General features: G+C 62.9%; 23 protein-coding genes and 3 tRNA genes. 12 read left to right on the forward strand and 14 right to left on the reverse strand.

Features of this window, described 5'->3' with window-relative positions:
- Positions 1–52: 52 nt before the first annotated feature.
- The 5 genes from clpP to AC3WK8_RS13910 all read right to left on the reverse strand — a co-directional run bounded on the left by clpP (position 53) and on the right by AC3WK8_RS13910 (position 2826).
- Positions 53–694, reverse strand: a complete 642-nt coding sequence (gene clpP, locus AC3WK8_RS13890) for an ATP-dependent Clp endopeptidase proteolytic subunit ClpP (protein WP_016965272.1) — start codon at positions 692–694, stop codon at positions 53–55.
- Positions 695–786: 92 nt separating this feature from the next.
- Positions 787–2097 carry a trigger factor gene (gene tig / locus AC3WK8_RS13895; RefSeq protein WP_031320173.1) on the reverse strand — a complete coding sequence of 437 codons (1311 nt, stop codon included), beginning with the start codon at positions 2095–2097 and terminating at the stop codon, positions 787–789.
- 404 nt (positions 2098–2501) lie between these two features.
- A tRNA-Leu gene (locus AC3WK8_RS13900) sits at positions 2502–2586 on the reverse strand.
- Positions 2587–2641: 55 nt separating this feature from the next.
- Positions 2642–2717 (reverse strand) — tRNA-His (locus AC3WK8_RS13905).
- A gap of 32 nt (positions 2718–2749) precedes the next feature.
- Positions 2750–2826 (reverse strand) — tRNA-Arg (locus tag AC3WK8_RS13910).
- A gap of 279 nt (positions 2827–3105) precedes the next feature.
- Here AC3WK8_RS13910 and folD point away from each other — a divergent pair.
- Together folD and pbpG are read left to right on the forward strand one after the other, a co-directional pair.
- Positions 3106–3960 (forward strand): bifunctional methylenetetrahydrofolate dehydrogenase/methenyltetrahydrofolate cyclohydrolase FolD, encoded by an 855-nt coding sequence (gene folD / locus AC3WK8_RS13915; protein WP_022639734.1) that lies wholly within the window; start codon positions 3106–3108, stop codon positions 3958–3960.
- Positions 3961–4248: 288 nt separating this feature from the next.
- On the forward strand, positions 4249–5187 hold the full coding sequence (gene pbpG, locus AC3WK8_RS13920) for a D-alanyl-D-alanine endopeptidase (protein WP_085598437.1): 939 nt from the start codon (positions 4249–4251) through the stop codon (positions 5185–5187).
- A gap of 58 nt (positions 5188–5245) precedes the next feature.
- Here pbpG and AC3WK8_RS13925 read toward each other — a convergent pair whose 3' ends face one another.
- Complete coding sequence (locus AC3WK8_RS13925; protein WP_103326809.1) at positions 5246–5917, reverse strand: peptidase C39 family protein; 672 nt, start codon at positions 5915–5917, stop codon at positions 5246–5248.
- A 223-nt stretch (positions 5918–6140) separates the two neighbouring features.
- Here AC3WK8_RS13925 and AC3WK8_RS13930 point away from each other — a divergent pair, with 223 nt between their 5' ends.
- Positions 6141–6302, forward strand: a complete 162-nt coding sequence (locus tag AC3WK8_RS13930; protein ID WP_177409173.1) for a hypothetical protein — start codon at positions 6141–6143, stop codon at positions 6300–6302.
- A gap of 79 nt (positions 6303–6381) precedes the next feature.
- On the opposite strand, the gene AC3WK8_RS13935 is transcribed toward AC3WK8_RS13930, so the two are convergent.
- Positions 6382–7128 (reverse strand): TerC family protein, encoded by a 747-nt coding sequence (locus tag AC3WK8_RS13935; protein ID WP_085598434.1) that lies wholly within the window; start codon positions 7126–7128, stop codon positions 6382–6384.
- Positions 7129–7158: 30 nt separating this feature from the next.
- Positions 7159–7407: a hypothetical protein gene (locus AC3WK8_RS13940; RefSeq protein ID WP_103326810.1), complete on the reverse strand. Its 249-nt coding sequence runs from the start codon at positions 7405–7407 to the stop codon at positions 7159–7161.
- 132 nt (positions 7408–7539) lie between these two features.
- Between AC3WK8_RS13940 and nhaR the strand changes: the two genes are divergently transcribed.
- Complete coding sequence (nhaR, locus tag AC3WK8_RS13945) at positions 7540–8445, forward strand: transcriptional activator NhaR (protein WP_085598431.1); 906 nt, start codon at positions 7540–7542, stop codon at positions 8443–8445.
- A gap of 3 nt (positions 8446–8448) precedes the next feature.
- Here nhaR and AC3WK8_RS13950 read toward each other — a convergent pair whose 3' ends face one another.
- A complete protein-coding gene (locus AC3WK8_RS13950; protein ID WP_085598430.1) occupies positions 8449–9609 on the reverse strand; it encodes an MFS transporter in 1161 nt (386 codons plus the stop codon).
- A gap of 346 nt (positions 9610–9955) precedes the next feature.
- Between AC3WK8_RS13950 and sstT the strand changes: the two genes are divergently transcribed.
- The gene (gene sstT, locus AC3WK8_RS13955; RefSeq protein WP_085598428.1) at positions 9956–11188 is read left to right on the forward strand and encodes a serine/threonine transporter SstT; all 1233 of its coding nucleotides are present in this window, start codon (positions 9956–9958) and stop codon (positions 11186–11188) included.
- 78 nt (positions 11189–11266) lie between these two features.
- Here the strand turns inward: sstT and AC3WK8_RS13960 are convergent, their stop codons facing one another.
- Positions 11267–11776, reverse strand: a complete 510-nt coding sequence (locus AC3WK8_RS13960) for a DUF1993 domain-containing protein (RefSeq protein ID WP_085598426.1) — start codon at positions 11774–11776, stop codon at positions 11267–11269.
- A gap of 42 nt (positions 11777–11818) precedes the next feature.
- Entirely contained in the window at positions 11819–12874 is a 1056-nt protein-coding gene (locus AC3WK8_RS13965) for an AraC family transcriptional regulator (protein WP_085598425.1), read from the reverse strand.
- A gap of 161 nt (positions 12875–13035) precedes the next feature.
- On the opposite strand from AC3WK8_RS13965, the gene AC3WK8_RS13970 reads away from it, so the two are divergent.
- Together AC3WK8_RS13970 and AC3WK8_RS13975 are read left to right on the forward strand one after the other, a co-directional pair.
- A complete protein-coding gene (locus AC3WK8_RS13970) occupies positions 13036–15549 on the forward strand; it encodes a flavin-containing monooxygenase (RefSeq protein WP_103326811.1) in 2514 nt (837 codons plus the stop codon).
- A gap of 208 nt (positions 15550–15757) precedes the next feature.
- Complete coding sequence (locus AC3WK8_RS13975) at positions 15758–16408, forward strand: YceH family protein (protein ID WP_085598421.1); 651 nt, start codon at positions 15758–15760, stop codon at positions 16406–16408.
- Between the two features lie 56 nt (positions 16409–16464).
- On the opposite strand, the gene AC3WK8_RS13980 is transcribed toward AC3WK8_RS13975, so the two are convergent.
- Positions 16465–17283 (reverse strand): shikimate 5-dehydrogenase, encoded by an 819-nt coding sequence (locus AC3WK8_RS13980; protein WP_085598631.1) that lies wholly within the window; start codon positions 17281–17283, stop codon positions 16465–16467.
- A gap of 253 nt (positions 17284–17536) precedes the next feature.
- On the opposite strand from AC3WK8_RS13980, the gene AC3WK8_RS13985 reads away from it, so the two are divergent.
- From AC3WK8_RS13985 to AC3WK8_RS13995, 3 genes are all read left to right on the forward strand, one after another.
- Entirely contained in the window at positions 17537–17893 is a 357-nt protein-coding gene (locus AC3WK8_RS13985; RefSeq protein ID WP_022639747.1) for a hypothetical protein, read from the forward strand.
- 251 nt (positions 17894–18144) lie between these two features.
- Complete coding sequence (locus AC3WK8_RS13990; protein WP_022639748.1) at positions 18145–18339, forward strand: hypothetical protein; 195 nt, start codon at positions 18145–18147, stop codon at positions 18337–18339.
- 118 nt (positions 18340–18457) lie between these two features.
- Positions 18458–18640 carry a hypothetical protein gene (locus tag AC3WK8_RS13995; protein ID WP_085598419.1) on the forward strand — a complete coding sequence of 61 codons (183 nt, stop codon included), beginning with the start codon at positions 18458–18460 and terminating at the stop codon, positions 18638–18640.
- 54 nt (positions 18641–18694) lie between these two features.
- Here the strand turns inward: AC3WK8_RS13995 and AC3WK8_RS14000 are convergent, their stop codons facing one another.
- On the reverse strand, positions 18695–19762 hold the full coding sequence (locus AC3WK8_RS14000; protein ID WP_085598417.1) for an AI-2E family transporter: 1068 nt from the start codon (positions 19760–19762) through the stop codon (positions 18695–18697).
- A gap of 156 nt (positions 19763–19918) precedes the next feature.
- Between AC3WK8_RS14000 and trhP the strand changes: the two genes are divergently transcribed.
- Both trhP and AC3WK8_RS14010 read left to right on the forward strand, forming a co-directional pair.
- On the forward strand, positions 19919–21244 hold the full coding sequence (gene trhP / locus AC3WK8_RS14005; protein ID WP_085598415.1) for a prephenate-dependent tRNA uridine(34) hydroxylase TrhP: 1326 nt from the start codon (positions 19919–19921) through the stop codon (positions 21242–21244).
- Between the two features lie 334 nt (positions 21245–21578).
- Complete coding sequence (locus AC3WK8_RS14010) at positions 21579–22592, forward strand: LysR family transcriptional regulator (protein ID WP_085598413.1); 1014 nt, start codon at positions 21579–21581, stop codon at positions 22590–22592.
- Here AC3WK8_RS14010 and AC3WK8_RS14015 read toward each other — a convergent pair.
- Positions 22536–22870 (reverse strand): SDR family oxidoreductase (locus AC3WK8_RS14015; protein WP_143516255.1); only part of this gene is annotated, 335 nt, incomplete at its 5' end. The genes AC3WK8_RS14010 and AC3WK8_RS14015 overlap by 57 nt on opposite strands.

Consider the following 22870-nt stretch of genomic DNA (forward strand, 5'->3'; position numbering starts at 1 on the left):
TTTTTCAAGTCCGCAGGCGGCCGGTCAAACCAGCCACCTACATTCAAGTTGCTTAGGCGGGCATTTGACGCTTGTTGATCACGGAGTCGATCAGGCCGTACTCCGCCGCGCGCTCGGCGCTCATGAAGTTGTCGCGCTCGGTGTCACGCTCAATGGTTTCCAGGCTCTGGCCAGTGTGGTGGGCCAGCAGCGAGTTCAGGCGCGAACGGATGTGCAGGATTTCCTTGGCATGGATGTCGATATCCGACGCCTGGCCTTGGAAACCGCCGAGCGGTTGGTGGATCATCATGCGCGAGTTCGGCAGGCAGTGACGCTTGCCAGCTGCTCCACCTGCAAGCAGGAATGCGCCCATGCTGCATGCCTGGCCGATGCAAATGGTGGAAACATCAGGCTTGATGAACTGCATGGTGTCGTAGATCGACATGCCGGCGGTCACCGAACCACCTGGCGAGTTGATGTACAGATGGATGTCCTTGTCCGGGTTTTCGGCTTCAAGGAAAAGCAGCTGTGCCGCAACCAGGTTGGCCATGTAGTCCTCTACCGGGCCAATCAGGAAGATCACTCGCTCCTTGAGGAGGCGCGAGTAGATGTCGTAGGCACGCTCGCCACGGGCGGACTGCTCGATAACCATCGGGACCAGACCACCTGCGGCCTGAATGTCAGAGCTCTGCTGATAATAAGAATTGCGGGACATGTCCTGCAGTCACTCCCAAATAGTCATGTCTTGAATACGCATAAGCCAGCACGAAGGCTGGCTTATGGTGTGTGTTTCGAACGAAAAGAGGATCAGTCGGCTTGAGGTGCTTCTACCGGCTTGACCGCTTCTTCGTAAGAGACCGATTTGTCGGTCACGCTAGCTTTCTGCAGAACAGTATCCACAACTTGTTCTTCCAGCACAACCGAACGCACTTCGTTCAGTTGCTGCTCGTTCTTGTAGTACCAGGACACGACTTGCTCTGGCTCCTGATAGGCCGAAGCCATTTCCTGGATCAGTTCACGAACGCGTGCTTCGTCAGGCTTGAGGTCGAATTGCTTGACCACTTCAGCAACGATCAGGCCCAGCACTACGCGGCGCTTAGCTTGCTCTTCGAACAGCTCGGCTGGCAGCTGGTCCGGCTTGATGTTGCCACCGAACTGCTGAACAGCCTGAACGCGCAGACGGTTGACTTCGTTATCCAGCAGAGCCTTCGGTACTTCGATCGGGTTGGCGGCCAGCAGACCGTCCATGACCTGGTTCTTCACCTTCGACTTGATGGCCTGACGCAGTTCACGCTCCATGTTCTTGCGAACTTCGGCACGGAAACCATCCAGGCCAGCTTCCTTGATACCGAATTGAGCGAAGAACTCTTCGGTCAGTTCAGGCAGCTTGGGCTCGGAAACGCTGTTGACGGTAACGGTGAACTCGGCAGCCTTGTTGGCCAGGTCCAGGTTCTGGTAGTTCTCGGGGAAGGTCAGGTTCAGGACGCGCTCTTCACCAGCCTTGGCGCCAACCAGACCATCTTCGAAGCCCGGGATCATGCGACCGGAACCCAGGACCAGCTGAGTGCCCTTGGCCGAACCGCCAGCGAAGGCTTCGCCGTCAATCTTGCCAACGAAATCAATGTTCAGCTGGTCATCGTTCTGGGCAGCACGGTCGGCCACTTCGAAACGAACGTTCTGCTTGCGCAGGATTTCCAGCATGTTGTCCAGATCGGCATCAGCCACTTCGGCGCTCAGGCGCTCGACAGCGATACCTTCGAAACCAGCAACGGTGAACTCCGGGAACACTTCGAAAGTGGCAACGTATTCCAGGTCCTTGCCTTTCTCCAGCACCTTGGGCTCGACCGAAGGAGCGCCAGCCGGGTTCAGCTTCTGCTCGACAACAGCTTCGTAGAAGGAAGCCTGGATCACATCACCAACTGCTTCTTGACGTGCATCAGCCTCATAACGCTGACGAATCACGCTCATTGGAACCTTGCCAGGACGGAAGCCTGGGATTTTGGCCTTTTGGGCAGTCTGCTGCAGACGCTTGTTGACCTGGCTCTCGATGCGCTCAGCCGGCACGGTGATGCTCATGCGGCGCTCAAGAGCAGAAGTATTTTCAACAGAAACTTGCATGGATATTCCTCGTTGCACAGACGATTAGCCGGCCGTTTTCCGACCCCAGAATCAAGGGCATGCATTCTAGTGGGTCGAACTGAAGAAGTCACCCTACTGAAAACGGGTAAAAAGCGGCCAGCAATGTGAAGACGGGGACAAAGGTTACAGCCCCGCCATGAGAGCAAATACTACGAGCCAAACTAGGACCTCTGCATCAGCCCTTCTATATATAGAAGGAACCTGGCGAGCCCCACGAACGCACCAGCCAACAGCAGCCATTCGCCGGGAAAACTGGCAAATGCCGCACGGGCATTCACTATCTGGCGCGCCGCGCGCACGCGGCGCAACCAAGACCGGAAACGAAAACGGCGCAGACCTTTTCAGGTACTGCGCCGTCATCTGCTATTAACTAGCTACTTTATTGGTGCGGACGAAGAGACTCGAACTCTTACACCTTGCGGCGCTGGAACCTAAATCCAGTGTGTCTACCAATTCCACCACGTCCGCGTAACAAGCTTTTAAAGCAAAGGCGCCAGACTTTTAATCTGGCGCCTTTCGAATATGGGGTGGACGATGGGGATCGAACCCACGACAACAGGAGTCACAATCCTGTGCTCTACCAACTGAGCTACGCCCACCATATTGCGTTACTTGTGCCAAAGCTGCCTAATGGCGCACCCGGCAGGACTCGAACCTGCGACCATCCGCTTAGAAGGCGGATGCTCTATCCAGCTGAGCTACGGGCGCCTTATTAATCTGTATTCTTAGATGACTACAAACTAATTGCTTCAGTCGTTACGAGTTAAACATCAACTCTGCCCGACCTTCTTAACCAGTGCTAGGCTGTGCCCGACAAGTGCGACGAATGTTATAGACGAGCCGTTAGGTCGTCAACTCTTTTTTAAAAAAAATTCATTTAATTAAAGGAGTTAGGGCAATTCACGAACCAAGCGCCTTTGCCCTCTCGTCCCGACATGCGAGAATGCGTTCTCATTTTCTCTCCCTCTCGATGGTTAATCACGCGTCATGACTGCACAACTAATCGACGGCAAAGCGATCGCCGCTAGCCTGCGCCAGCAGATCGCCAAGCGTGTCGCCGAGCGTCGCCAGCAAGGCCTGCGTACTCCTGGTCTTGCGGTGATTCTGGTCGGCAGCGACCCGGCCTCCCAGGTCTATGTCTCGCACAAGCGTAAAGACTGCGAAGAGGTAGGCTTCCTTTCCCAAGCCTACGATCTACCGGCCGATACCACCCAAGAAGCCCTGGCCGGCCTGATCGACCGCCTCAACGATGACCCGAATATCGATGGCGTCCTGCTGCAACTGCCTCTGCCGGAACACCTGGACTCTTCTCTATTGCTGGAGCGCATCCGCCCGGACAAGGACGTGGATGGCTTCCATCCTTATAACGTCGGGCGCCTGGCCCAGCGCATCCCGCTGCTGCGCCCCTGCACCCCCAAGGGCATCATGACCCTGCTGGAGAGCACCGGTGCCGACCTGTACGGCATGGATGCGGTAGTCGTAGGCGCATCCAACATCGTCGGCCGCCCCATGGCCATGGAGTTGTTGCTGGCAGGCTGCACCGTGACCGTGACCCATCGCTTCACCAAGGACCTGGCCGGCCATGTCGGCCGTGCCGACCTGGTGGTCGTGGCCGCCGGCAAGCCGGGCCTGGTCAAGGGCGAATGGATCAAGGAAGGCGCGATCGTCATCGACGTCGGCATCAACCGCCAGGAAGACGGCAAGCTGGTAGGCGACGTGGTGTATGACACCGCCCTGCCCCGCGCCGGCTGGATTACGCCGGTGCCAGGTGGCGTAGGCCCCATGACTCGCGCCTGCCTGCTGGAAAACACCCTGTACGCCGCCGAAACGCTGCACAGCTAAGTTTTCCCGTTCTTGAAAAAGCCCGCCATTGGCGGGCTTTTTCATTCCGTAAATGCACTATTCTCGACGCTCTCATCGCCAGCGGCTCTCAAGGCTCCCGTCCCTGGCGCCAGGGACCGGCCAGACACTACCGTTCAGCAAAAACTTGGGTTTTTTCTTGGTTTTTAAGGGCTTTCGCCTGACTGCTGAAGAGCAATCGACAGTTCTTCAGCCATACTCATAAAATGTAACGTTTTTCCAAGAAAGCCCGTTGCAAGACGGCGTATCCATCCTATCGAGTCCACCAGCGTGAAAATTCGTCTCTCCATCCTCAGCTTGTTGTTTGCTGTGTCCGGTACCCTGGTCGCGCACAGCGTCGGCGCCACCGAAACCACCGCGGCGCCAAGAGACACTTCACAATTGCACATCGCCTCCGGCAGCGCCCTGCTGCTGGACCTGCAGACCAACAAAGTCATCTATTCAAGCAACCCGGACGTCGTGGTGCCCATCGCCTCGGTCACCAAACTCATGACCGCCATGGTGGTGCTGGACGCCAAGCAGCCCATGAACGAATACATTTCCGTCAATATCAGCGATACCCCGGAAATGAAAGGCGTGTTCTCCCGAGTCAAGCTCAATAGCGAACTCAGCCGCCATGAAATGCTCCTGATCACCCTGATGTCCTCGGAAAACCGCGCCGCCGCCAGCCTGGCCCACCATTATCCGGGTGGTTACGCCGCCTTCATCGCCGCGATGAACGCCAAGGCCAAGTCCCTGGGCATGACCCACACCCGCTACGTGGAGCCCACCGGCCTGTCGATCCATAACGTGTCCACCGCCCGCGACCTGAGCAAGCTGCTGCTGGCCGCACGCAAATACCCGCTGCTCAGCGAACTGAGCACCACCAAGGAAAAGACCGTGGCATTCCGCAAGCCCAACTACACCCTGGGCTTTCGCAATACCGACCATCTGGTGAACAAGGAAAAATGGGACATAAAGATCACCAAGACCGGCTTCACCAACCAGGCCGGTCATTGCCTGGTGCTGGTGACCAGCATGGGCAATCGTCCGGTGGCCCTGGTGATTCTCGATGCCTTCGGCAAGTACACCCACTTCGCCGATGCCAGCCGGATCCGCAACTGGGTAGAGACCGGCAAGAGTGGCTCGGTGCCGGATGTGGCCCTGCGCTACAAGGCCGAGAAGAACCTCAAGAGCCGGCAGGTGGGAGCCACCCAGGCCTCCCACTGATCCGCAGCTCTCTCCTGCAATAACGGCGCCCTCGGGCGCCGTTGTCGTTATTGAAGACTCAACGTTTATCGAGGGCCTTGCCGGCCCTGGCGGCTGCCTGCTCCTGGCCGGCCTGGGCCAGTTCATTGACCGCCTTCAGCCAACGCTGGCGATCGACCCCCTCCGGCAGTTGCTCGGGAGCCTGGATCAGCACCGCGAAGCTACCGGCATCCTTCCAGGCTGACTCGAACTCGCCGAATTCCATCAACTGCCGACGCAACTTGGCACCGCGCAACAGCACCGTCTGCTTGTCCCGGTTGTAACCCGCCAGCACCGCATAACGCGGCTCGGTCCAGAACTTGCCTTCGGTAAAACGCACCAGCACTGGATAACCCGCAGCCACCTGGGTCAGCAGGGCCGCCAGGTTATCGTCCAGGGGGTAGACCACCATGCCGTATTCCCGGGCCAGCTTCTGCATGTTCTGCTGCAACTGGGCCTCGGCTCCCGGCAAATGCAGGGGCTTGTCCAGCAACCCCGGGGTGATCACGATGCCCTGCTGCGACAGCATGCTGGCCAAGGCCCCCGGCCCGCTCTGGTACATCTCGCCACGGAAGAACGGCACGCTGCTCAGTTCCACCCGCTCAGGCAGGCGCTTGAACTGCGGCTGCACGCTGCCGGCACAACCGACCAGGCCCAGGACACAGGCGCCGGCCAGCAGCGCCACTCGAAATCGAGGAAATACCCGCACCATCATCGCTCTCTATATCTGCTGCCGGGCGACCCGCTCCCGGCTGGGGCCCTGATCATAGGGCTCTCGCGAGCAGGGGTATAGCGCCGGGGGGCAGTTAATTTAAAACCATAGAGCGAACTGTTCGAAGACTCTCGACTATTGGTCAATAGCTTGAAACACAGAGGCTACTAGACTGTCGATTAGTAAGAGTGTGTGCCCCACAAGGGCACGAAAGGAGGCACTTATGAGCCTGACGACAACGATCCTGATGCTGGTCCTGGGCTGGCTGGCCGTAGCCGGCGCCATGCTCTGGGGCGTGTTGCGCATCACCCGGCGCCATCACCATCCACGGCAACCCGCCGCCCCCGTGCAAAAGACCGATCGCCGCCCCGCCACCGTCCATTGACTGACCACAAGCCCAGAAACCAAGCGGCCGCCCGACTCCAGGGAGTCAAGGCGGCTGCGGGGCATGCCTGCCGTCCAGGTCAGGCCTGGGCCTGGCGCTTCTGCCGGGCCCGGCGGGCCAGCATGTTCAGGCACTCGATGGCAGCCGAGAACGCCATCGCCGCATAGACATAGCCCTTGGGCACGTGGGCACCGAAACCTTCGGCGATCAGGGTCATGCCGATCATGATCAAGAAGCCCAGCGCCAGCATCACCACGGTCGGGTTGTCGTTGATGAACTTGGCCAGCGGCTCGGCGGCCAGCAGCATCACCAATACCGAGACCACTACGGCGATGATCATGATCGGCAGGTGCTCGGTCATGCCCACGGCGGTAATGATGCTGTCGATGGAGAACACCATGTCCAGCAGCAGGATCTGGCCGATCGCCGCGGCGAAACCGATGGCCACGCTGGGCGTCTCGGGCTTGGCCTCTTCAGGCTTGGAATCCATGCTGTGATGGATTTCCGTCGTGGCTTTCCATACCAGGAACAGGCCGCCGGCGATCAGGATCATGTCCTTCCAGGAGAAGCTCTGCCCCATCACCTCGATCACAGGCTCGGTGAGCTGGACAATGAACGCCACCGTGCTGAGCAAGGCCAGGCGCATGAACAGGGCCATGCCGATACCCAGCCGCCGCGCCTTGGCCCGATGCTGTTCCGGCAACTTGTTGGTGAGGATGGAAATGAAGATCAGGTTATCGATGCCAAGCACGATCTCCATCACCACCAGGGTAGCCAGGGCGACCCAGGCGGTAGGGCTGGCGGCAAGTTGTAAAAGGTAATCCATGGGTCAATCCTGACTCGGTTGAATGAAAGATCAGATTTCCTGGGACGATTCGGCCTGCTTGGCGTCCTTATCCTGGTCTTTTTCCTTGCCGACGACACCGCGGGTGGCATCGCTCAGGGCCTGTTCCGCCGCCTTGTGAGTGTCGTCGATGGCTTGCTTGGCCGCTTGCGCCGTTGTGTCCAGCACTTGCTGGGCACTCTTCTGCGCCTGATCACAGCCCGCCAGGGTCAGCATAGATAGGGCCAGCACCGTGACCGCGCCCAGGTTCTTCAATGACATGCTCTTTCCTCGATAGAACGGCAGGACCAAGGGGTGGCCCGTCGATGGCGTGGCATTCTAAGGAGCGCAATACTTCAGGAAAATTCGTATTTTCAGCAGTTATACTTCGGTTTTTACGAATATAGGCCAACCATGCTCAACTACCGCCAACTGCACTACTTCTGGGTCGTGGCCAAGACCGGCAGCATCGTCCGCGCCTGCGAGCAACTGAACCTGACGCCCCAGACCATCAGCGGGCAGATCACCTTGCTGGAGCAGACCTATGGCGTGGAGCTGTTTCGCCGGGTCGGGCGCCAGCTGGAACTGACCGAGGCCGGGCGCCAGACGCTGCCCTACGCCGAGCAGATGTTCCAGCTCGGCGGCGAACTGGAGGCCATGCTCCGGGCCCGCCCCGATGAACAGCAGATCCAGTTCCGCGTGGGAGTGGCGGATGTGGTGCCCAAGTCCATCGTCTACCGGCTGATCGCCCCGACCATGGAGCTGAGCGAGCCGATCCGCCTCACCTGCCGCGAAGACAAACTGGAACGCCTGCTCGCCGACCTGGCCATCCAGCGCCTGGACCTGGTGATTTCCGATAGCCCCATGCCAAGCCACCTGGATATCAAGGGCTACAGCCAGAAGCTGGGGGAATGCGGGATCAGTTTCTTCGCGACTGAGCAGTTGGCGCGCCTGCATGGCGCCGACTTTCCCCGTGGCCTGCACGGGGCACCACTGCTGATTCCCGGACAGGAAACCGTGGTCCGCAGCCGCTTGCTACGCTGGTTCGCCGAGCAGCAACTGCAGCCGCGGATCATCGGGGAGTTCGACGACAGCGCCCTGATGCAGGCCTTCGGCCAGTCCGGGAGCGGTATTTTCATCGCCCCCAGCGTGATCGCCGATGAGGTGCGCCGACAATATGGCGTGCAGCTGATTGGCCAGACCGACGCCGTGGCCGAGTCGTTCTATGCCATTTCCGTGGAGCGCAAGGTCAAGCACCCCGGCATCGTGGCCATCACCGAAGGGGCGCGACGCGAATTGTTCACGCCCCTGGGCCACTGAACCTCAGGAAGCGCAGGCCTGGGGAGCGGCCTCCACCTTCATCAGCAGCACCGCCAGGAAGATGGACAGCAGGATGAAACCAGCCGCCGTGAACCCCAGGTGGCCCAGGCCGAAGGTATCGATCACCCGGCCGCCGACCATTGCCCCCAGGCCCACGCCGACGTTGGCCCCGGCGATGTTCAGCGAGGCGGCGAACGCCGGTGCCTGCGGGGCGGCTTTCATCATCCGCACATGGCTGACCAGGAACATCGCCGCCTGGGTCATGCCCCAGATTCCCATGGCCGCCGCCAGCCCCAGCGTCGAGTGAATGCTCGGCACCAGGGCCACCATGCCGCCCATCATCAAGGCACAGAACACCATCGAGGCGATCAGCGGATGGCGGTCCACTACCCGGCCTCCCAGGGAGTTGCCGATCAGCCCTACCGCGCCGAAGCCCATCAGGCACCAGCCCACCAGGGTGCCGTTGAAGCCGGCCAGGCGCTCGAGGATATCCGCCAGGTAGGTATAGGCGGTGAACATGCCACTGAACACCAGGATCGACAGCAGCACATGCCCGAGCATCAGCGGATTGCGCAGGATGCGAAACTGCGAGCCCAGGCTGGCCTGTTCGTCATGCACCGCAGTCTTGGGCAAGTAGAGGAACAAGAGCAGTGCCTTGGCAAAGGCCACCAGGGCGAGGATGGCGAACGCGCTGCGCCAGCCGAAGACGTCGGCGATCAGGGTGCCCACCGGAATCCCGAATACCGTGGCGCAGACGATGCCGAAACCGATCTTGGAGATGGCGCGCCCGGCATCGTCCGGTCCGACGATATCCACCGCGGTTTCACTGGCCAGGGCCCAGAACACCGGCAACCCGAGGGCCGGCACCAGCCGGGCGAAGGCCATCACCCAGATGTTCGGCGCCAGGGCCGCCACGGTATTGGACAGGCCGAACAGCACCAGCACGATGATGAACAGCTGCTTGCGCGGGAAACGTGCGAAGTAGGCGGTCAGGAACGGGCCGAACGCAGCGACGGTGAACGCGAACAGGGTCACCAGCAAGCCGGCCTGGGACACGCTGACCTGCAAGTCGCGGGCGATCGCCGGCAACAGGCCGACGATCACGAACTCCGTGGTCAGGATGGTGAAGCCCGCGGCCGATAACAGCAGGATGGGAAACAGCATGAAAACTCCAGCGACGACGAATGACAGCGAGGCCCGAAGGGCGCGCTGAGCGGATAGGAAAAAAGGGATGGCGAATACTAACAGACCGGGTCCGGGTCAAGGCAACCTCAAGCTGTTATCCCGGCTGCCGACAAGTGGCAGATCGTCACATCGGCACGGGAAGCCGGGCCTGCTGTGCTAAAGTCCGCTCCCTGCCCCAAACGGACACCGGGCAAGCGCCTGCCACGTGATCGACCCGAGCGTCCGTTACTTTCCGACCGCAGCCTTGTGTCGCGGTTCAGTCCCGAGGCAGCGCCCTGCGGGACCGCCAATACGCACTGCACATTAAAAAAACAGAGATACCTTCATGAGCGCTTCACCTCCCTCTTTCCTGCAATCCCTCAAACGCCTGAGCCTGGTGACCCAGATCGTCATCGGCCTGATTGCCGGCATCGCCCTGGCACTGCTGGCGCCCGAGGCGGCCAAGTCCACCGCCTTCATCGGCAAGGTGTTCGTCTCGGCGCTCAAGGCCGTGGCGCCAATCCTGGTATTCGTGCTGGTCATGGCGTCGATCGCCAACCACAAGCATGGCCAGGAAACCCACATCCGGCCGATCCTGGTGCTCTACCTGCTGGGCACTTTCGCCGCCGCGGTGGTGGCCGTGATCGCCAGCAGCCTGTTTCCGTCTTCCCTGGTGCTGGTCACCCATGACGTGGCCGTCAGTGCCCCGGGCGGTATCAGCGAAGTCCTGCAAAGCCTGCTGCTGAGCGTGGTGGACAATCCGGTCAGCGCGCTGATGAACGCCAACTTCATCGGCATCCTGGCCTGGGCCATCGGCATGGGCGTGGCCATCCGCCATGCCGGGGAAGCCACCCGCAACGTGCTCGACGACCTGTCCAGCGGCGTGACCCTGATCGTGCGGGTGGTGATCCGCTTCGCGCCCCTGGGGATCTTCGGCCTGGTGGCCTCGACCCTGGCCACTTCCGGCTTCGATGCCCTGCTCGGCTACCTGCACCTGCTGGCGGTGCTGATCGGCTGCATGCTGTTCGTGGCGCTGGTGATGAACCCACTGATCGTCTACTGGAAGATCCGCCGCAACCCCTTCCCCCTGGTGCTGACCTGCCTGCGCGAAAGCGGTATCACGGCCTTCTTCACCCGCAGCTCGGCAGCCAACATCCCGGTCAACCTGGAACTGAGCAAGCGCCTGGGCTTGCACGAAGACACCTACTCGGTGTCCATTCCCCTGGGCGCCACCATCAACATGGCTGGCGCTGCGATCACCATCACCGTGCTGACCCTGGCCGCCGTGCACACCCTGGGCATCGCCGTGGACCTGCCCACTGCCGTGCTGCTGAGCGTGGTCGCGGCCATCTGCGCCTGCGGTGCGTCCGGCGTCGCCGGCGGTTCGCTGCTGCTGATTCCGCTGGCCTGCAGCCTGTTCGGCATCCCCAGCGAAATCGCCATGCAAGTGGTGGCCGTGGGCTTCATCATCGGTGTCCTGCAGGACTCGGCGGAAACCGCGCTGAACTCCTCCACCGACGTGCTCTTCACCGCTGCGGCCTGCATGGCCCAGGAAGACAAGGGCCAGGCATCCGCCTGATTGCGCCCCATTGAAAAAGCCCGGCCAGGTTGACCCTGGCCGGGCTTTTTCATGCCTGCAACACAGTCGGGAGCGGGATCAGAAGGCGCCCATGTAGTCACGCTTGCCCACTTCCACGCCGTTGTGGCGCAGGATGGCGTAGGTGGTGGTGACGTGGAAGAAGAACTGCGGCAGGCCGTAGCTCAGCAGGTAGGACTGGCCGCTGAAGCGCTTCTCTTTCGGAGTACCCGGGCGGGTGACGATCTCGATGCCTTCCTTGCCGTCGACCTGGGCCGGCTGGATGGTGTCGAGGAAGGCCAGGACCTTGGCCAGCAGCGCCTGGAGCTCGGCGAAGGTGGTTTCGCTGTCCTCGTACTTGGGCAGCTCGATCTCGGCCAGGCGCGAGGAGACGCCCTTGGCAAAGTCCACGGCGATCTGTACCTGGCGCACCAGCGGGAACATGTCCGGATACAAACGCGCCTGGAGCAAGGCCGCAGGCTCGATGTTCTTCGCCGTGGCATGGGCCTCGGCCTTGTGCAACACATCGCTCAGGGCCGTGAGCATCTGCTTGAAAACAGGAACGGAAGCGGCGTACAGGGAAATGGTCATGACAGTCTCGATCAACGGTGATGGGAATACAGCGAGCGCGGATTATAGCCCCAGGCCGTGACCCGGTGCGTCCTGCGCAATGCTCTGGCGGTAGACGCTGGGGGCCACGCCGAACCAGCGCTTGAAGCTCTGGGAAAAACTCGACAGGTCGCTGAAGCCCAAACGCTCGGCGATCTGGCCCAGGCTCAAGGCGGGATTGGCCAGCAGCTCCAGCGCCCGGGCCCCGCGCTGTTCGGCCAGCAACTGGCGATAGCTGGTGCCCTCCTCCTGCAAACGCCGCTTCAGAGTGCGCACGCTGGTGTGAATCAGGCGGGCCATGCCCGGCAAGTCCGGTACGCTGCCGGGGGGCTGCGCGTCCAGTTGCAGGCGCACCTGCGCGGCGCTGCCCTGGGACGCCTGCCGACGCTCCAGCAACTGCGCGCACATCTGCTCGCACATCGATACCGTGACCGGATTGGCCTGGGGCAAGGGACGCTGGAGCAAGCGCCGGTCGAACACCAGGGCATGATGGGCCGCACGAAATTCCGGGACCAGGCCGAAAATCCGCCGGGCCTCATCCACGCCATGCTGCACCGACGGAGCACCACGGCGGGTCAGCCGCAGCAGGCGAAAATCCTGGCCGACGATTTCCTTCATCAATACCGCCGCCGCGGCCATGTCCCGCTCCAGCAGGAACGTCCGCACCCGAGCGTCCGCCACCGCCGGCTCGCCAAAGGTCAGCACCCCAAGGCCGGGTTCCTGGTGATAGCCGATAGAGGCGAAGGCATAGGTCAGGGGCAGGAAACGCAGGGCCAGGCGCAGGGCATCGGCCGGGGTCGCGCTGCTGATCAAGCCATAACCGAACAAACCATAGGTGGAAAAGTGATAGCGCAAGCCCACTTCATGGCCCAGCCCTGGCGGATGCCCCAGCAAGGCCAGCAAGTTGCCCACCAGTCGCAACTCCTGGGCCGCCGACAACAGGCTGTTGGGGTCCTGCAATTGCTCCAGGGACAGCCCCGAGCCGGCCAGCAGGCGCGTCTGCGCCAGATCCCGCTCAAGACCGAAGTTCACCAGCAACAGGGCGCTGGAGGGTCCGCGGGTGAATGACTGAATGTTCATGGGTCAGCTCATCGCAGCATGCTTTGGCCCAAATACTAAAGTACTTGTCCCCTTCCAGCATGGGGTCGGCGCTCGATTGCCTGCATGCTTGCTCCACCAGGCTCGTAGTCTCCCCTCGGGAAGTGGCCACATCCCACCACAACAATAACAACGAGGTCGTCATGCCAGCATCCACCACTGCTTCGAACTCCGCACCCGACGCCAGCCAGCCCCTGGAGGCCATCATCATCGGCGCCGGCTTCGGTGGCCTGGGCATGGGCATCGCCCTGCGCAAGGCCGGGGCCAGGCGCTTCGTCATTCTGGAGAAAGGCCAGGACGTCGGCGGAGTCTGGCGCGACAACAGCTATCCCGGGGCCGCCTGCGACGTGCCCTCGCACCTCTACTCGTTTTCCTTCGAGCCCAATCCCCACTGGTCCCGGACCTTCGCCCCCCAGGCGGAAATCCACGCCTACCTGCAGCACTGCGCCAAAAGCCATGGCCTGGAACCGTTCATCCGGTTCGGCGCCGAGGTCCGCCAGGCCAGCTTCGACCAGGAGCTGGGCTGCTGGCAGGTGACCTGCAACGACGGCCAGGTGCTGCTGGCGCGCCTGCTGATCAGCGCCACCGGCCAACTGAGCCGGCCAGTGCTGCCGAAGCTGGCGGGCATGGAGAGCTTCGCCGGCCAGGTATTCCATTCCGCTACCTGGAACCACGACTACTCCCTGGCCGGCAAGCGGGTCGCGGTGATCGGCACCGGAGCCTCGGCGATCCAGTTCGTGCCGCAGGTCGCCGCCCAGGTCGCGGCGCTGAAAGTCTTCCAGCGCTCGCCGGCCTACATCATGGCCAAGGCCGACCGTCCCTACAGTACCCGGGAAAAACAGCGTTTCGCCCGCTACCCGCTGTGGATGAAGCTGGTGCGCGCCGGCCATTACCTGCACTTCGAGTCCCGCGCCCTGGGTTTCACCCGCTTGCGCGGCCTGATGCGCTGGGCCGTGGGCCGGCCCTTCCAGAAGTTGCTGGAGACTTCGGTGTCCAACCCGCGGCTACGCCGCCAGATGACCCCGGACTATCCCATCGGCTGCAAGCGCATTCTGCTGTCCAACGACTACCTGGCCACCTTCGACCAAGCCCATGTGCAATTGCTGACCCAGGGCATCAAGCGCATCACCGAGCACGGTATCCAGACCCAGGACGGCGAGCAGCACGATGTGGATGCGATCATCTACGGCACCGGCTTCGCAGCCACCGAGTTTCTCTCGCCGATGCGCATCACCGGCCGCAACGGGCTCGATCTGAACCAGGCCTGGCAACAGGGCGCGGCCGCCTACCTGGGACTCAGCGTGCCCGGCTTCCCGAACTTCTTCATGCTCTACGGCCCCAACACCAACCTGGGCCACAACTCCATCATCCATATGCTGGAAAGCCAGATATCCCATGTGCTGAAGGCTCGCCAGGCACTGCTGGCCAGCGGCGCCCGCACCCTGGAAGTGGACGAACGCCCGCACCGGCGCTTCCAGTTGCGGATCCAGCAACGCCTGGCCAATTCGGTATGGAGCGGCTGCAAGAGCTGGTATGTGGACGAGCAAGGTCACAACAGCACCAATTGGCCCGGCTTCACCTTTACCTATCGCTGGCTGGCACGATACGCCGGGCTGGCGGCCTACCAACTGTCCAGCCCGCTGGACCCGGCCTCGCCGGCGAGCGGGCGCAGCATCGCAGCCCCCCGGGACTGGCTGGAGCGGGCCAACGCAGCCTTCCTCAGGCTGTTCCTGCGCTGCACCTTCAGGGCCTTGATCGGCCCGCCACGGGCCCTGGCCAGCCAGCGCAAGCTCGTCGCCGGCATGTCCTGGCTGATGCCGCCAGCCCTGGGAGTCGCTCGGCGGCGCACGCACCTGGGCCAGGTACCGGTGCAGATCATCGAACCCAAGGCCACTGTCGCCAGGGGCACGATCCTCTACCTGCACGGCGGCGCGTTCTGCCTCGGCAGCCCGGACACCCACTACAGCGTCACCAGCCGCCTGGCCAAGGAAAGCGGCTGTGCCGTCTGGGTCCCCGACTACCGACTGGCCCCGGAGCACCCTTACCCGGCGGGCCTGGACGACTGCCTGGCCTGCTATGACGCGATCCGCGCCCAGGGTTGTCCGGCCGAACAACTGTTGATCGCCGGCGACTCCGCCGGGGGTGCGCTGGCGTTGGCCCTGGCCCTGGCCTTGAAGAAACGGGGCGACGGCATCGCCGCCGGGCTCATGCTGCTGTCGCCAGTCACCGACCCGACCCTGGCTGGCCCCAGCTTGCAGAGCCGCCAGGGCGTAGATCCGATGATTCGCCGCGACTGGCTGGAACAGGCCCTGCAAGCCTATGGCGCGCCCGATCAAGACCTGTTGCACCGCCCCCTGGAGGCCGAGCTGGACGGCCTGCCACCGATGCTGGTGCAGGTGGGGGACCAGGAGCTGCTGCTGTCCGACTCCTGCCGCCTGGCCGAGCACGCCCGGGCCTGCGGGGTACCTTGCGAGCTGGAAATCCACCACGAGCGCTGGCATGTCTTCCAACTGCAGGCGTTCTACCTGCGCTCGGCCAGGAATGCCCTGCGCAGCCTGGCGCGTTTCGCCCGGGAGCGCCTGGAGCAACCACCAGCAACCGATGCCCGACGGTCACCTGCAACGGCAAAAGCGTCCACGCAAGCACAACCCGGTTGATCGCCAGCGGCCACGCCCTCACGCGGGCGTGGTCCGGCACCCGGTTGCATGCCTGCCACCAAGTTCTGATGGCCAGAAACCGCTTCTGCGCGTAAAACAGAGCCCCTCGAAAGCGGCCGTCATGGCCGTGGATATCCCCAGTGCCCAGCAGGCGTCCTGAGCGGGATATCCACGCGTCTTTCCATCAGTCATCAAGGGAGCAGTACTCATGAGCAGCGAGCACGAAACCTTTCGCGAACCCCTGCGTCTTGGCAGCACGGAAATCCGCATCCTGGGTTCGTTGATCGAAAAACAGGCCACCAATCCGGAAACCTATCCCCTGACCCTCAACGCCCTGGTCATCGCCTGCAACCAGAAGACCAGCCGCGAGCCGGTGATGAACCTGACCCCGGGCCAGGTCGGCCAGAGCCTGCGCACCCTGGAGGCGCAGGGTTTCACTCGCCTGCAGATGGGTAGCCGCGCCGATCGCTGGGAGCAGCGCCTGGAAAAAGCCCTGGAACTGGTACCGGCGCAATTGATCCTCTGTGGCCTGATGTTCCTGCGTGGCCCGCAGACCGTGAACGAACTGCTGACCCGCAGCGGGCGCATGCACGATTTCGAAGACAGCGAGCAGGTCCTGCACCAGCTCGAGCGCCTGGTGGCCCGCGGCCTGGCCTTGCACCTGCCGCGCCAGGCCGGCCAGCGCGAAGACCGCTACACCCACGCCCTGGGTGACCCGGCGGACATCGAGGCGATCCTCGCCGCCCGCGGCAATCCGGTGGAACGCAGCAGCGGCGGCAATGTGTCACTGGAGCGCATCGAAGAACTGGAAGCGCGGATCGCCGCCCTCGAAGAACGCCTGGCCCGCCTGGAAGGCTAGGCCCTGGCCACTGCCGAAGGTTGCGACAATCGCGCGCCTTCGGCTCATCGGCCCCTTCAGCCCCGGGCGAAGGCCACGGCCTGCTGGAACTGCTCTTCGCTCGGGCGTACGCCGGTGTACAGCACGAACTGCTCCAGGGCCTGGATGGCAATCACTTCAAGCCCGGTGATGACCCGCTTGCCCGCAGCCCGCGCTTGTACGATCAATGGCGTCTCGGCCGGTACCGCCACCACATCGAACACAATATCCGCCGCGGCGATGGCTTGGGCCTCGAAGGCCAGTTGCTGCGCCTCGGGCCCGCCGCTCATGCCGATCGGCGTGACGTTGACCAGCATCCGCGGACGCAGGCTGCCCAGCTCCGCCTGCCACTGGTAGCCCAGGGAGCTGGCCAGGGCGCGGCCGGCCACTTCATTGCGGGCCACGATCACGCCATGGGCATAACCGCCGTCGCGCAAGGCACTGGCCACCGCCTTGGCCATGCCACCGCTGCCGCGCAGGACGAAGGTGCAATCCTTGGGCACGGCATGGGCCGCCAGCAACTGCGCCACGGCAATGTAGTCGGTGTTGTAGGCCTTCAAATGACCGTTGGTGTTGACGATGGTGTTGATCGAGGCAATGGCCCGGGCCGAGTCGTCCAGCTCGTCCACCAGGGCGATGCAGTCTTCCTTGAACGGCATGGAGACGCCGCAGCCACGGATACCCAGGGCCCGGATCCCACCGACCGCACCCGGCAGGTCCTGGCTGCTGAAGGCCTTGTAGTAGAAGTTCAGCCCCAGTTGCTCATACAGGTGATTGTGAAAGCGCAGGCCGAAGTTCCCCGGACGCCCGGACAACGACATGCACAACTGGGTGTCTTTATTGGGGTTCATTTGCATCTTCATCTCCTCGCTTGGCACTTTCGGATAGACGGGATTGGTCGGCCAGCCGCTTGTGCCCGATCATATCGGCGCTTGTTCAAAGGGCTCCAGCCATCCAGGGATAACGGTAAAGAGACCGGTACAGACCTTACACAACATTTACTCAGCGACTGTGCAGATTTTGCGATAACCGCTGTCCTAGAAGTATCCCCGCGTCAGTTCTTGAGTCTGGTGCAGACCATAAACGCAGGGGTTGAACCGAGGAAACACCATGATCTCCAAGATCCCCAAGATAGCCCTGCTCATTGGTGCACTCGCTGTCGCCGGCCAGGCATCCGCCCATGGCGGTGGCTGGGCCGGGCCCGCCGCGCTGGGTGCGGTCGTCGGCGCCGCCGTCGTGGGTTCGGTGATCGCCAACCAGGATCGCCCGGTCTACGTGCAACAGGCCCCGGTGTATGTGCAACCAGCCCCGGTGTACGCCGCCCCACCGCCCCCTCCGGTCTACTACCAGCCGGCACCGGTCTATGTGCAACAGCCGATCTACTATCGCCCGGCACCGGTCTACTACGGGCCACCCCGTGGCTACTACGGCCATCCTCATTACTACTACGGCCCTGGCCGCTGGTAAGCCAACCCAGGTTCCCGAAACAGGCCCCGCCCTCCAAGGCGGGGCCTGTTGCATTCCGGCTCCAGCCGAATGTCTGAATAATTCTGCAGAATGTCGTGACTGGAACAGTACTTGCGTTTAAATCCGGCAATAGTGTGCCGATCCCAAGGAAGCCCCGGGCGAAATGGGATGGTCATGTTTGTGTCATCCAAGGGCTGCAAGATCGATTCAGTCCGATCGCCCCCAGGCCCATAACAACAAGGACGCTCCCCATGCCTACGCAAAATCCGCACCGCGTTGCCGGCCTCTGCACCTCCAGCCGGGTGTATGACGCCCTGACCGAACTCAAGCACCTGGAGGGCCATCGCAACGCCAAGTTCCTGTCCCTGCTGACCCAGAACCTGGTGCGCAAGGGCCTGCTCAACGAGCATGAGGTGCTGCAGATGCTCGACCAGGTCGTGGACTGATCACGCGCGCGCCGTGGGTGAATATCCTGCCCAGCCATCGATGTCCATTATCGATCCGGGTGATTTTTCGTAGCACTGGACACTTTGTAAGGTAACCACTCCCATAGAGGAGCTTTCCATGCCCAAGGTCCAGATCATGTCCGTCATCGGCAGCGCCGTCCCCGCCCCACTGCGGGAATCGGGCTTGCTCGCCTGCTGGTACCTGGTCCGCGATGGCGAGACCGTCAGCGGCCCCCTGGCTTCATTAACCGCTGCCCAGGCCCTTTCCCGGCAACTGGATCGCCAGCCGGTGCACGCCTAGCTGCCTGAACGTTGACCGCAAGCGCGATGTCCCGAAGCTCCGGCACCAGGCCGTTCAGGGCAAGGGCAAGCGCGCCCGCGGCCGGGTCTCGACGAACAGCCCCCAGCTGGACAGGAACAACGCGGCGATCAACGGGCCGATGACGAAGCCATTGAGGCCGAAGATCGCCAGGCCGCCAAGGGTCGAGACCAGGATCAGGTAATCCGGCATCCGGGTGTCCTTGCCCACCAGGATCGGTCGCAGCAGGTTGTCCACCAGGCCGATCACCAGTACCCCGAACAAGCCCAGCACCACGCCCTGCCAGATTGCCCCGCTGAGCAGGAAGTACACCGCCACCGGCCCCCAGACCAGTCCCGCACCCACTGCCGGCAACAGCGACAGAAAGGCCATCAGCACCGCCCACAGCAATACGCTGGGAATATCGAGGAACCAGAAGATCAACCCGCCCAGGGCGCCCTGGGTCACCGCCACCAGCACATTGCCCTTGACCGTGGCCCGCACCACCCGGGTGAACTTCAATTGCAGGCGCCGCTTCTGGTATTCCGCCAGCGGTACCGCGGCGCGGATCTTGCGCACCAGCTCCGGGCCATCGCGCAGGAAGAAGAACAGCAGGTAGAGCATGACGGAGAAACCCACCAGGAACTCGAAGGTGCCCTGGCCGAAACTGAACGCCTGGGTCGCCAGGTAATGGCTGCCCTGCATCGCCCCCTTGGCCACCTTTTCCTGCAGGCCCTGGAGCTCCCCCAGGCCGAAGCGGTCCAGCAAGCCCTGGACAGGCGGCGGCAAGCGATGCTTGAACAGCTCCAGGTAGCCGGCGATGTCCAGTTGCCCGCTCTCGATCTTGCGATACAACTCGGCGCCTTCCTGGACCAACAGCACGCTGATGGCGATCACCGGCAGGATGGCGATCACCAGGCAAATGCCCAGGGTGCACAGCGAGCACAGGTTGCGCCTGCCCCCGAGGCGCAGCAGCAGGCGGCGCTGCAACGGTGCGAAGAGAATGCCGAGGATCACCGCCCAGAACAGCGCGCCGTAGAACGGCAGCAAGATCCAGATGAAGGCCACACTGACCAATGCCAGCAACAGCAGCAGGCTCTTGTTTTGCAGGTTGTTCTGATTCATGTCCGGTCCAGGTCGGTCAACGCCGGTTGGCGTCCTGGGATTTAGTCCACCGTCGCGTCGCCAAGTGCCGTTTTTTCTCTAGCGGATATAGATCCAGGTCAATGAATGCCCGCGGGCGCTGCCTTACCCTCGCGACCTTTTGCGACCGACAGCCCCATGACGCTCCTCGCCAAACCCGAACTCCTGGCCCCAGCCGGCACCCTGAAGAACATGCGCTACGCCTTCGCCTATGGCGCCGACGCGGTGTATGCCGGACAACCGCGCTATAGCCTGCGGGTGCGCAACAACGAATTCGACCACGCCAACCTGGCCCTCGGCATCCGCGAGGCCCAGGCCCAGGGCAAGCGCTTCTACGTGGTGGTCAACATCGCCCCGCACAACGCCAAGCTCAAGACCTTCCTCAAGGACCTGGCACCGGTGATCGAAATGGCCCCCGACGCGCTGATCATGTCCGACCCGGGGCTGATCATGCTGGTACGCCGGCACTTCCCGGCCATGCCGATCCACTTGTCGGTGCAGGCCAATACGGTGAACTGGGCCAGCGTCGAATTCTGGCAGCAGCAGGGCCTGAGCCGGATCATCCTGTCCCGGGAGCTGTCGCTGGAGGAAATCGAGGAAATCCGCCAGCAGGTGCCGGCCATGGAGCTGGAGGTCTTCGTCCACGGCGCCCTGTGCATGGCCTATTCCGGGCGCTGCCTGCTCTCGGGCTACATGAACAAGCGCGACGCCAACCAGGGCACCTGCACCAACGCCTGCCGCTGGAAATACAAGGCCGAGCAAGCCACCGAAAACGACCTCGGGGAGATCGTCCAGACCTTCGAACCCGAGCCGACCCTGGGCCTGGGCGCCCCCACCGACCAGGTGTTCCTGCTCCAGGAAGCCAATCGTCCGGACGAGCAGATGCCGGCCTTCGAGGACGAGCACGGCACCTACATCATGAACGCCAAGGATCTGCGGGCGGTGCAGCACGTGGAGCGCCTGACACGCATGGGCGTGCACTCGCTGAAGATCGAGGGCCGGACCAAGTCCCACTTCTACTGCGCCCGTACCACCCAGGTCTATCGCCGGGCCATCGACGACGCCGCAGCCGGGCGCGAGTTCGACCGCAGCCTGATGAACGACCTGGAATCCCTGGCCCAGCGCGGCTACACCGAGGGCTTCCTGCGCCGCCACGTGCATGACGAATACCAGAACTACCAGAACGGCAGCTCGGTGTCGGAGCGCCAGCAGTTCGTCGGCGAGCTCACCGGGCTGCGCCGCGACCGCCTGGCCGAGGTCAAGGTGAAGAACCGCTTCGCCCTGGGCGACCACATGGAGCTGATGACGCCCAAGGGCAACTTCCACTTCGACCTGCATGAGCTGCACAACGCCCAGGGCCAGGCCATCGAAGTGGCCCCGGGCGACGGCCATACCGTGTACCTGCCGATTCCCGACCAGGTGGACCTGCGCTTCGGCCTGCTGATGCGCGATATCGGCGCCTGAGGCACGACGCCCTCACCCTTCTCCCCTGTCCGAGCACCGTCCGGCGTGAACCACGCCGGATGCGGACATCCCCTGCGGTCCTGCCCAGGACCCGTCACGAAAGCCTGGTAAGCCTGATCGACAACGGTCTGCGGCCGCTGCCCGGATATCGTTGAATCAGGCCTGTCGCTGCCGGCAAACGCCCGCAGCGACAGGCCTGGCTGCCCCGGCCCACGCGGCTGGGAGAATAGGCGGGACGTTATACTTTTCGGCCGCGAAAGCAGACCGCGTTCGCGAAAAAGCAGCTCCTGCAGTAGCAGAATTACAACGATAAATACAAAGGAATGTCTTGATTATGTCCGACTCCAATCTGCATCGGCTTGCCAGCCAATTCTCTCCCAGACCCATGGAAAACCGCCTGGAACTGCGCCATCTGCGCTACTTCAAGGCGGTGGCCGAAGAGCTGAGCTTCACCCGTGCGGCGCAGAAGTTGCACATGGCGCAACCCCCGCTGAGCCAACAGATCAAGCAGCTGGAAGAAGATCTCGGCGCCCTGCTGTTCGAGCGCCAGAGCCGGCCGCTACGCCTGACCGAGGCCGGCGGACAATTCCTGCTCAAGGTCCGGGCCATCCTCGATGCCGTGCAGTCCAGCGTCAGGGAGATCCGCGGCCTGGCCGAAGGCCATACCGGGCGCCTGTCCATCGGCTTCGCCGGCTCGGTGATGTACAACCGGCTGCCGGAAGTGCTGGGGCTGTTCCAGCAGTGCTACCCGGAGGTGGAACTGTCGTTCAAGGAACTGCTGGCGGCGGACATCGCCCCGGCGCTGCTGGAGCATCACATCGACATGGGCTTCGCCCGGCCCCCGATCGATGACGACCCGGCGATCGAGCAGCGCTTGCTGCTCAAGGAACCGCTGGTGGTGGCGCTCCCGGCCCGGCATCGCCTGGCCGGGCGCAAGCACCTGGAACTCAAGGACCTGGATAACGAGAAGACCGTTCTCTATCCGCGTTATCCGCTGCCGAGCCTGACCGACCGGATCCTGTCCCACCTCGAACCGCTGGGGATCAAGTTGCGCATCGTGCAACAGATCGAGAACCTGCAAGCCGCCCTGGGCCTGACCAGGGCCGGAGTGGGGCTGACCTTCGTGCCCCAGAGCGTCGGCGCCGAGCAACGCCAGGGCATCGTGTTCCTGCGGATTCGCGGCAACCCGCTGCATTCCCCCCTGAGCGCCGCCTGGCTGCCGGCCTCCAACTCGGTGGCCCTGCGCAACTTCCTGCCCCTGCTCGGCCTGTTGGGAGAAGACCCCCAGGCCCTACCTGCCCCCGGCAACCGGGATAATGGCCCCGGTGACATAGCTCGCCGCGGCTGAGGCCAACCAGCACACGCAGTCGGCCACCTCCTCCGGCAATCCTGCCCTGCCTGCGGGCACTCCCGTGGACATCTCAGACAACCGCTCGGGTTTTCCGGCTGCGGCGTGCAACCCTGTCTCGATCAAGCCTGGAGCCACGGCATTGACCCTGATTCCTTCGTCGGCGACTTCCTTGGCCAAGCCCCGGGTCAGGCTGTCGATGGCCCCTTTCGTCGCGGCGTAGTGGATCCACTCCCCGCCCCCGCCCAGTTCGGCGGCCCGGGACGACAGGTTGACGA

Source organism: Pseudomonas sp. FW507-12TSA, from assembly GCF_058781435.1.

Coding starts and splice junctions, on each gene's coding strand:
- sstT (WP_085598428.1), top strand. CDS start 9,956: ATGAGCGCTTCACCTCCCTCTTTCCTGCAATCCCTCAAACGCCTGAGC.
- AC3WK8_RS13950 (WP_085598430.1), bottom strand. CDS start 9,609: ATGCTGTTTCCCATCCTGCTGTTATCGGCCGCGGGCTTCACCATCCTG.
- AC3WK8_RS13930 (WP_177409173.1), top strand. CDS start 6,141: ATGAGCCTGACGACAACGATCCTGATGCTGGTCCTGGGCTGGCTGGCC.
- AC3WK8_RS14000 (WP_085598417.1), bottom strand. CDS start 19,762: ATGAATCAGAACAACCTGCAAAACAAGAGCCTGCTGCTGTTGCTGGCA.
- AC3WK8_RS13975 (WP_085598421.1), top strand. CDS start 15,758: ATGAGCAGCGAGCACGAAACCTTTCGCGAACCCCTGCGTCTTGGCAGC.
- AC3WK8_RS13965 (WP_085598425.1), bottom strand. CDS start 12,874: ATGAACATTCAGTCATTCACCCGCGGACCCTCCAGCGCCCTGTTGCTG.
- AC3WK8_RS13925 (WP_103326809.1), bottom strand. CDS start 5,917: ATGGTGCGGGTATTTCCTCGATTTCGAGTGGCGCTGCTGGCCGGCGCC.
- AC3WK8_RS13970 (WP_103326811.1), top strand. CDS start 13,036: ATGCCAGCATCCACCACTGCTTCGAACTCCGCACCCGACGCCAGCCAG.
- AC3WK8_RS13985 (WP_022639747.1), top strand. CDS start 17,537: ATGATCTCCAAGATCCCCAAGATAGCCCTGCTCATTGGTGCACTCGCT.
- AC3WK8_RS14010 (WP_085598413.1), top strand. CDS start 21,579: ATGTCCGACTCCAATCTGCATCGGCTTGCCAGCCAATTCTCTCCCAGA.
- AC3WK8_RS13960 (WP_085598426.1), bottom strand. CDS start 11,776: ATGACCATTTCCCTGTACGCCGCTTCCGTTCCTGTTTTCAAGCAGATG.
- AC3WK8_RS13935 (WP_085598434.1), bottom strand. CDS start 7,128: ATGGATTACCTTTTACAACTTGCCGCCAGCCCTACCGCCTGGGTCGCC.
- tig (WP_031320173.1), bottom strand. CDS start 2,097: ATGCAAGTTTCTGTTGAAAATACTTCTGCTCTTGAGCGCCGCATGAGC.
- AC3WK8_RS13980 (WP_085598631.1), bottom strand. CDS start 17,283: ATGCAAATGAACCCCAATAAAGACACCCAGTTGTGCATGTCGTTGTCC.
- nhaR (WP_085598431.1), top strand. CDS start 7,540: ATGCTCAACTACCGCCAACTGCACTACTTCTGGGTCGTGGCCAAGACC.
- AC3WK8_RS13940 (WP_103326810.1), bottom strand. CDS start 7,407: ATGTCATTGAAGAACCTGGGCGCGGTCACGGTGCTGGCCCTATCTATG.
- AC3WK8_RS13995 (WP_085598419.1), top strand. CDS start 18,458: ATGCCCAAGGTCCAGATCATGTCCGTCATCGGCAGCGCCGTCCCCGCC.
- trhP (WP_085598415.1), top strand. CDS start 19,919: ATGACGCTCCTCGCCAAACCCGAACTCCTGGCCCCAGCCGGCACCCTG.
- folD (WP_022639734.1), top strand. CDS start 3,106: ATGACTGCACAACTAATCGACGGCAAAGCGATCGCCGCTAGCCTGCGC.
- AC3WK8_RS13990 (WP_022639748.1), top strand. CDS start 18,145: ATGCCTACGCAAAATCCGCACCGCGTTGCCGGCCTCTGCACCTCCAGC.
- clpP (WP_016965272.1), bottom strand. CDS start 694: ATGTCCCGCAATTCTTATTATCAGCAGAGCTCTGACATTCAGGCCGCA.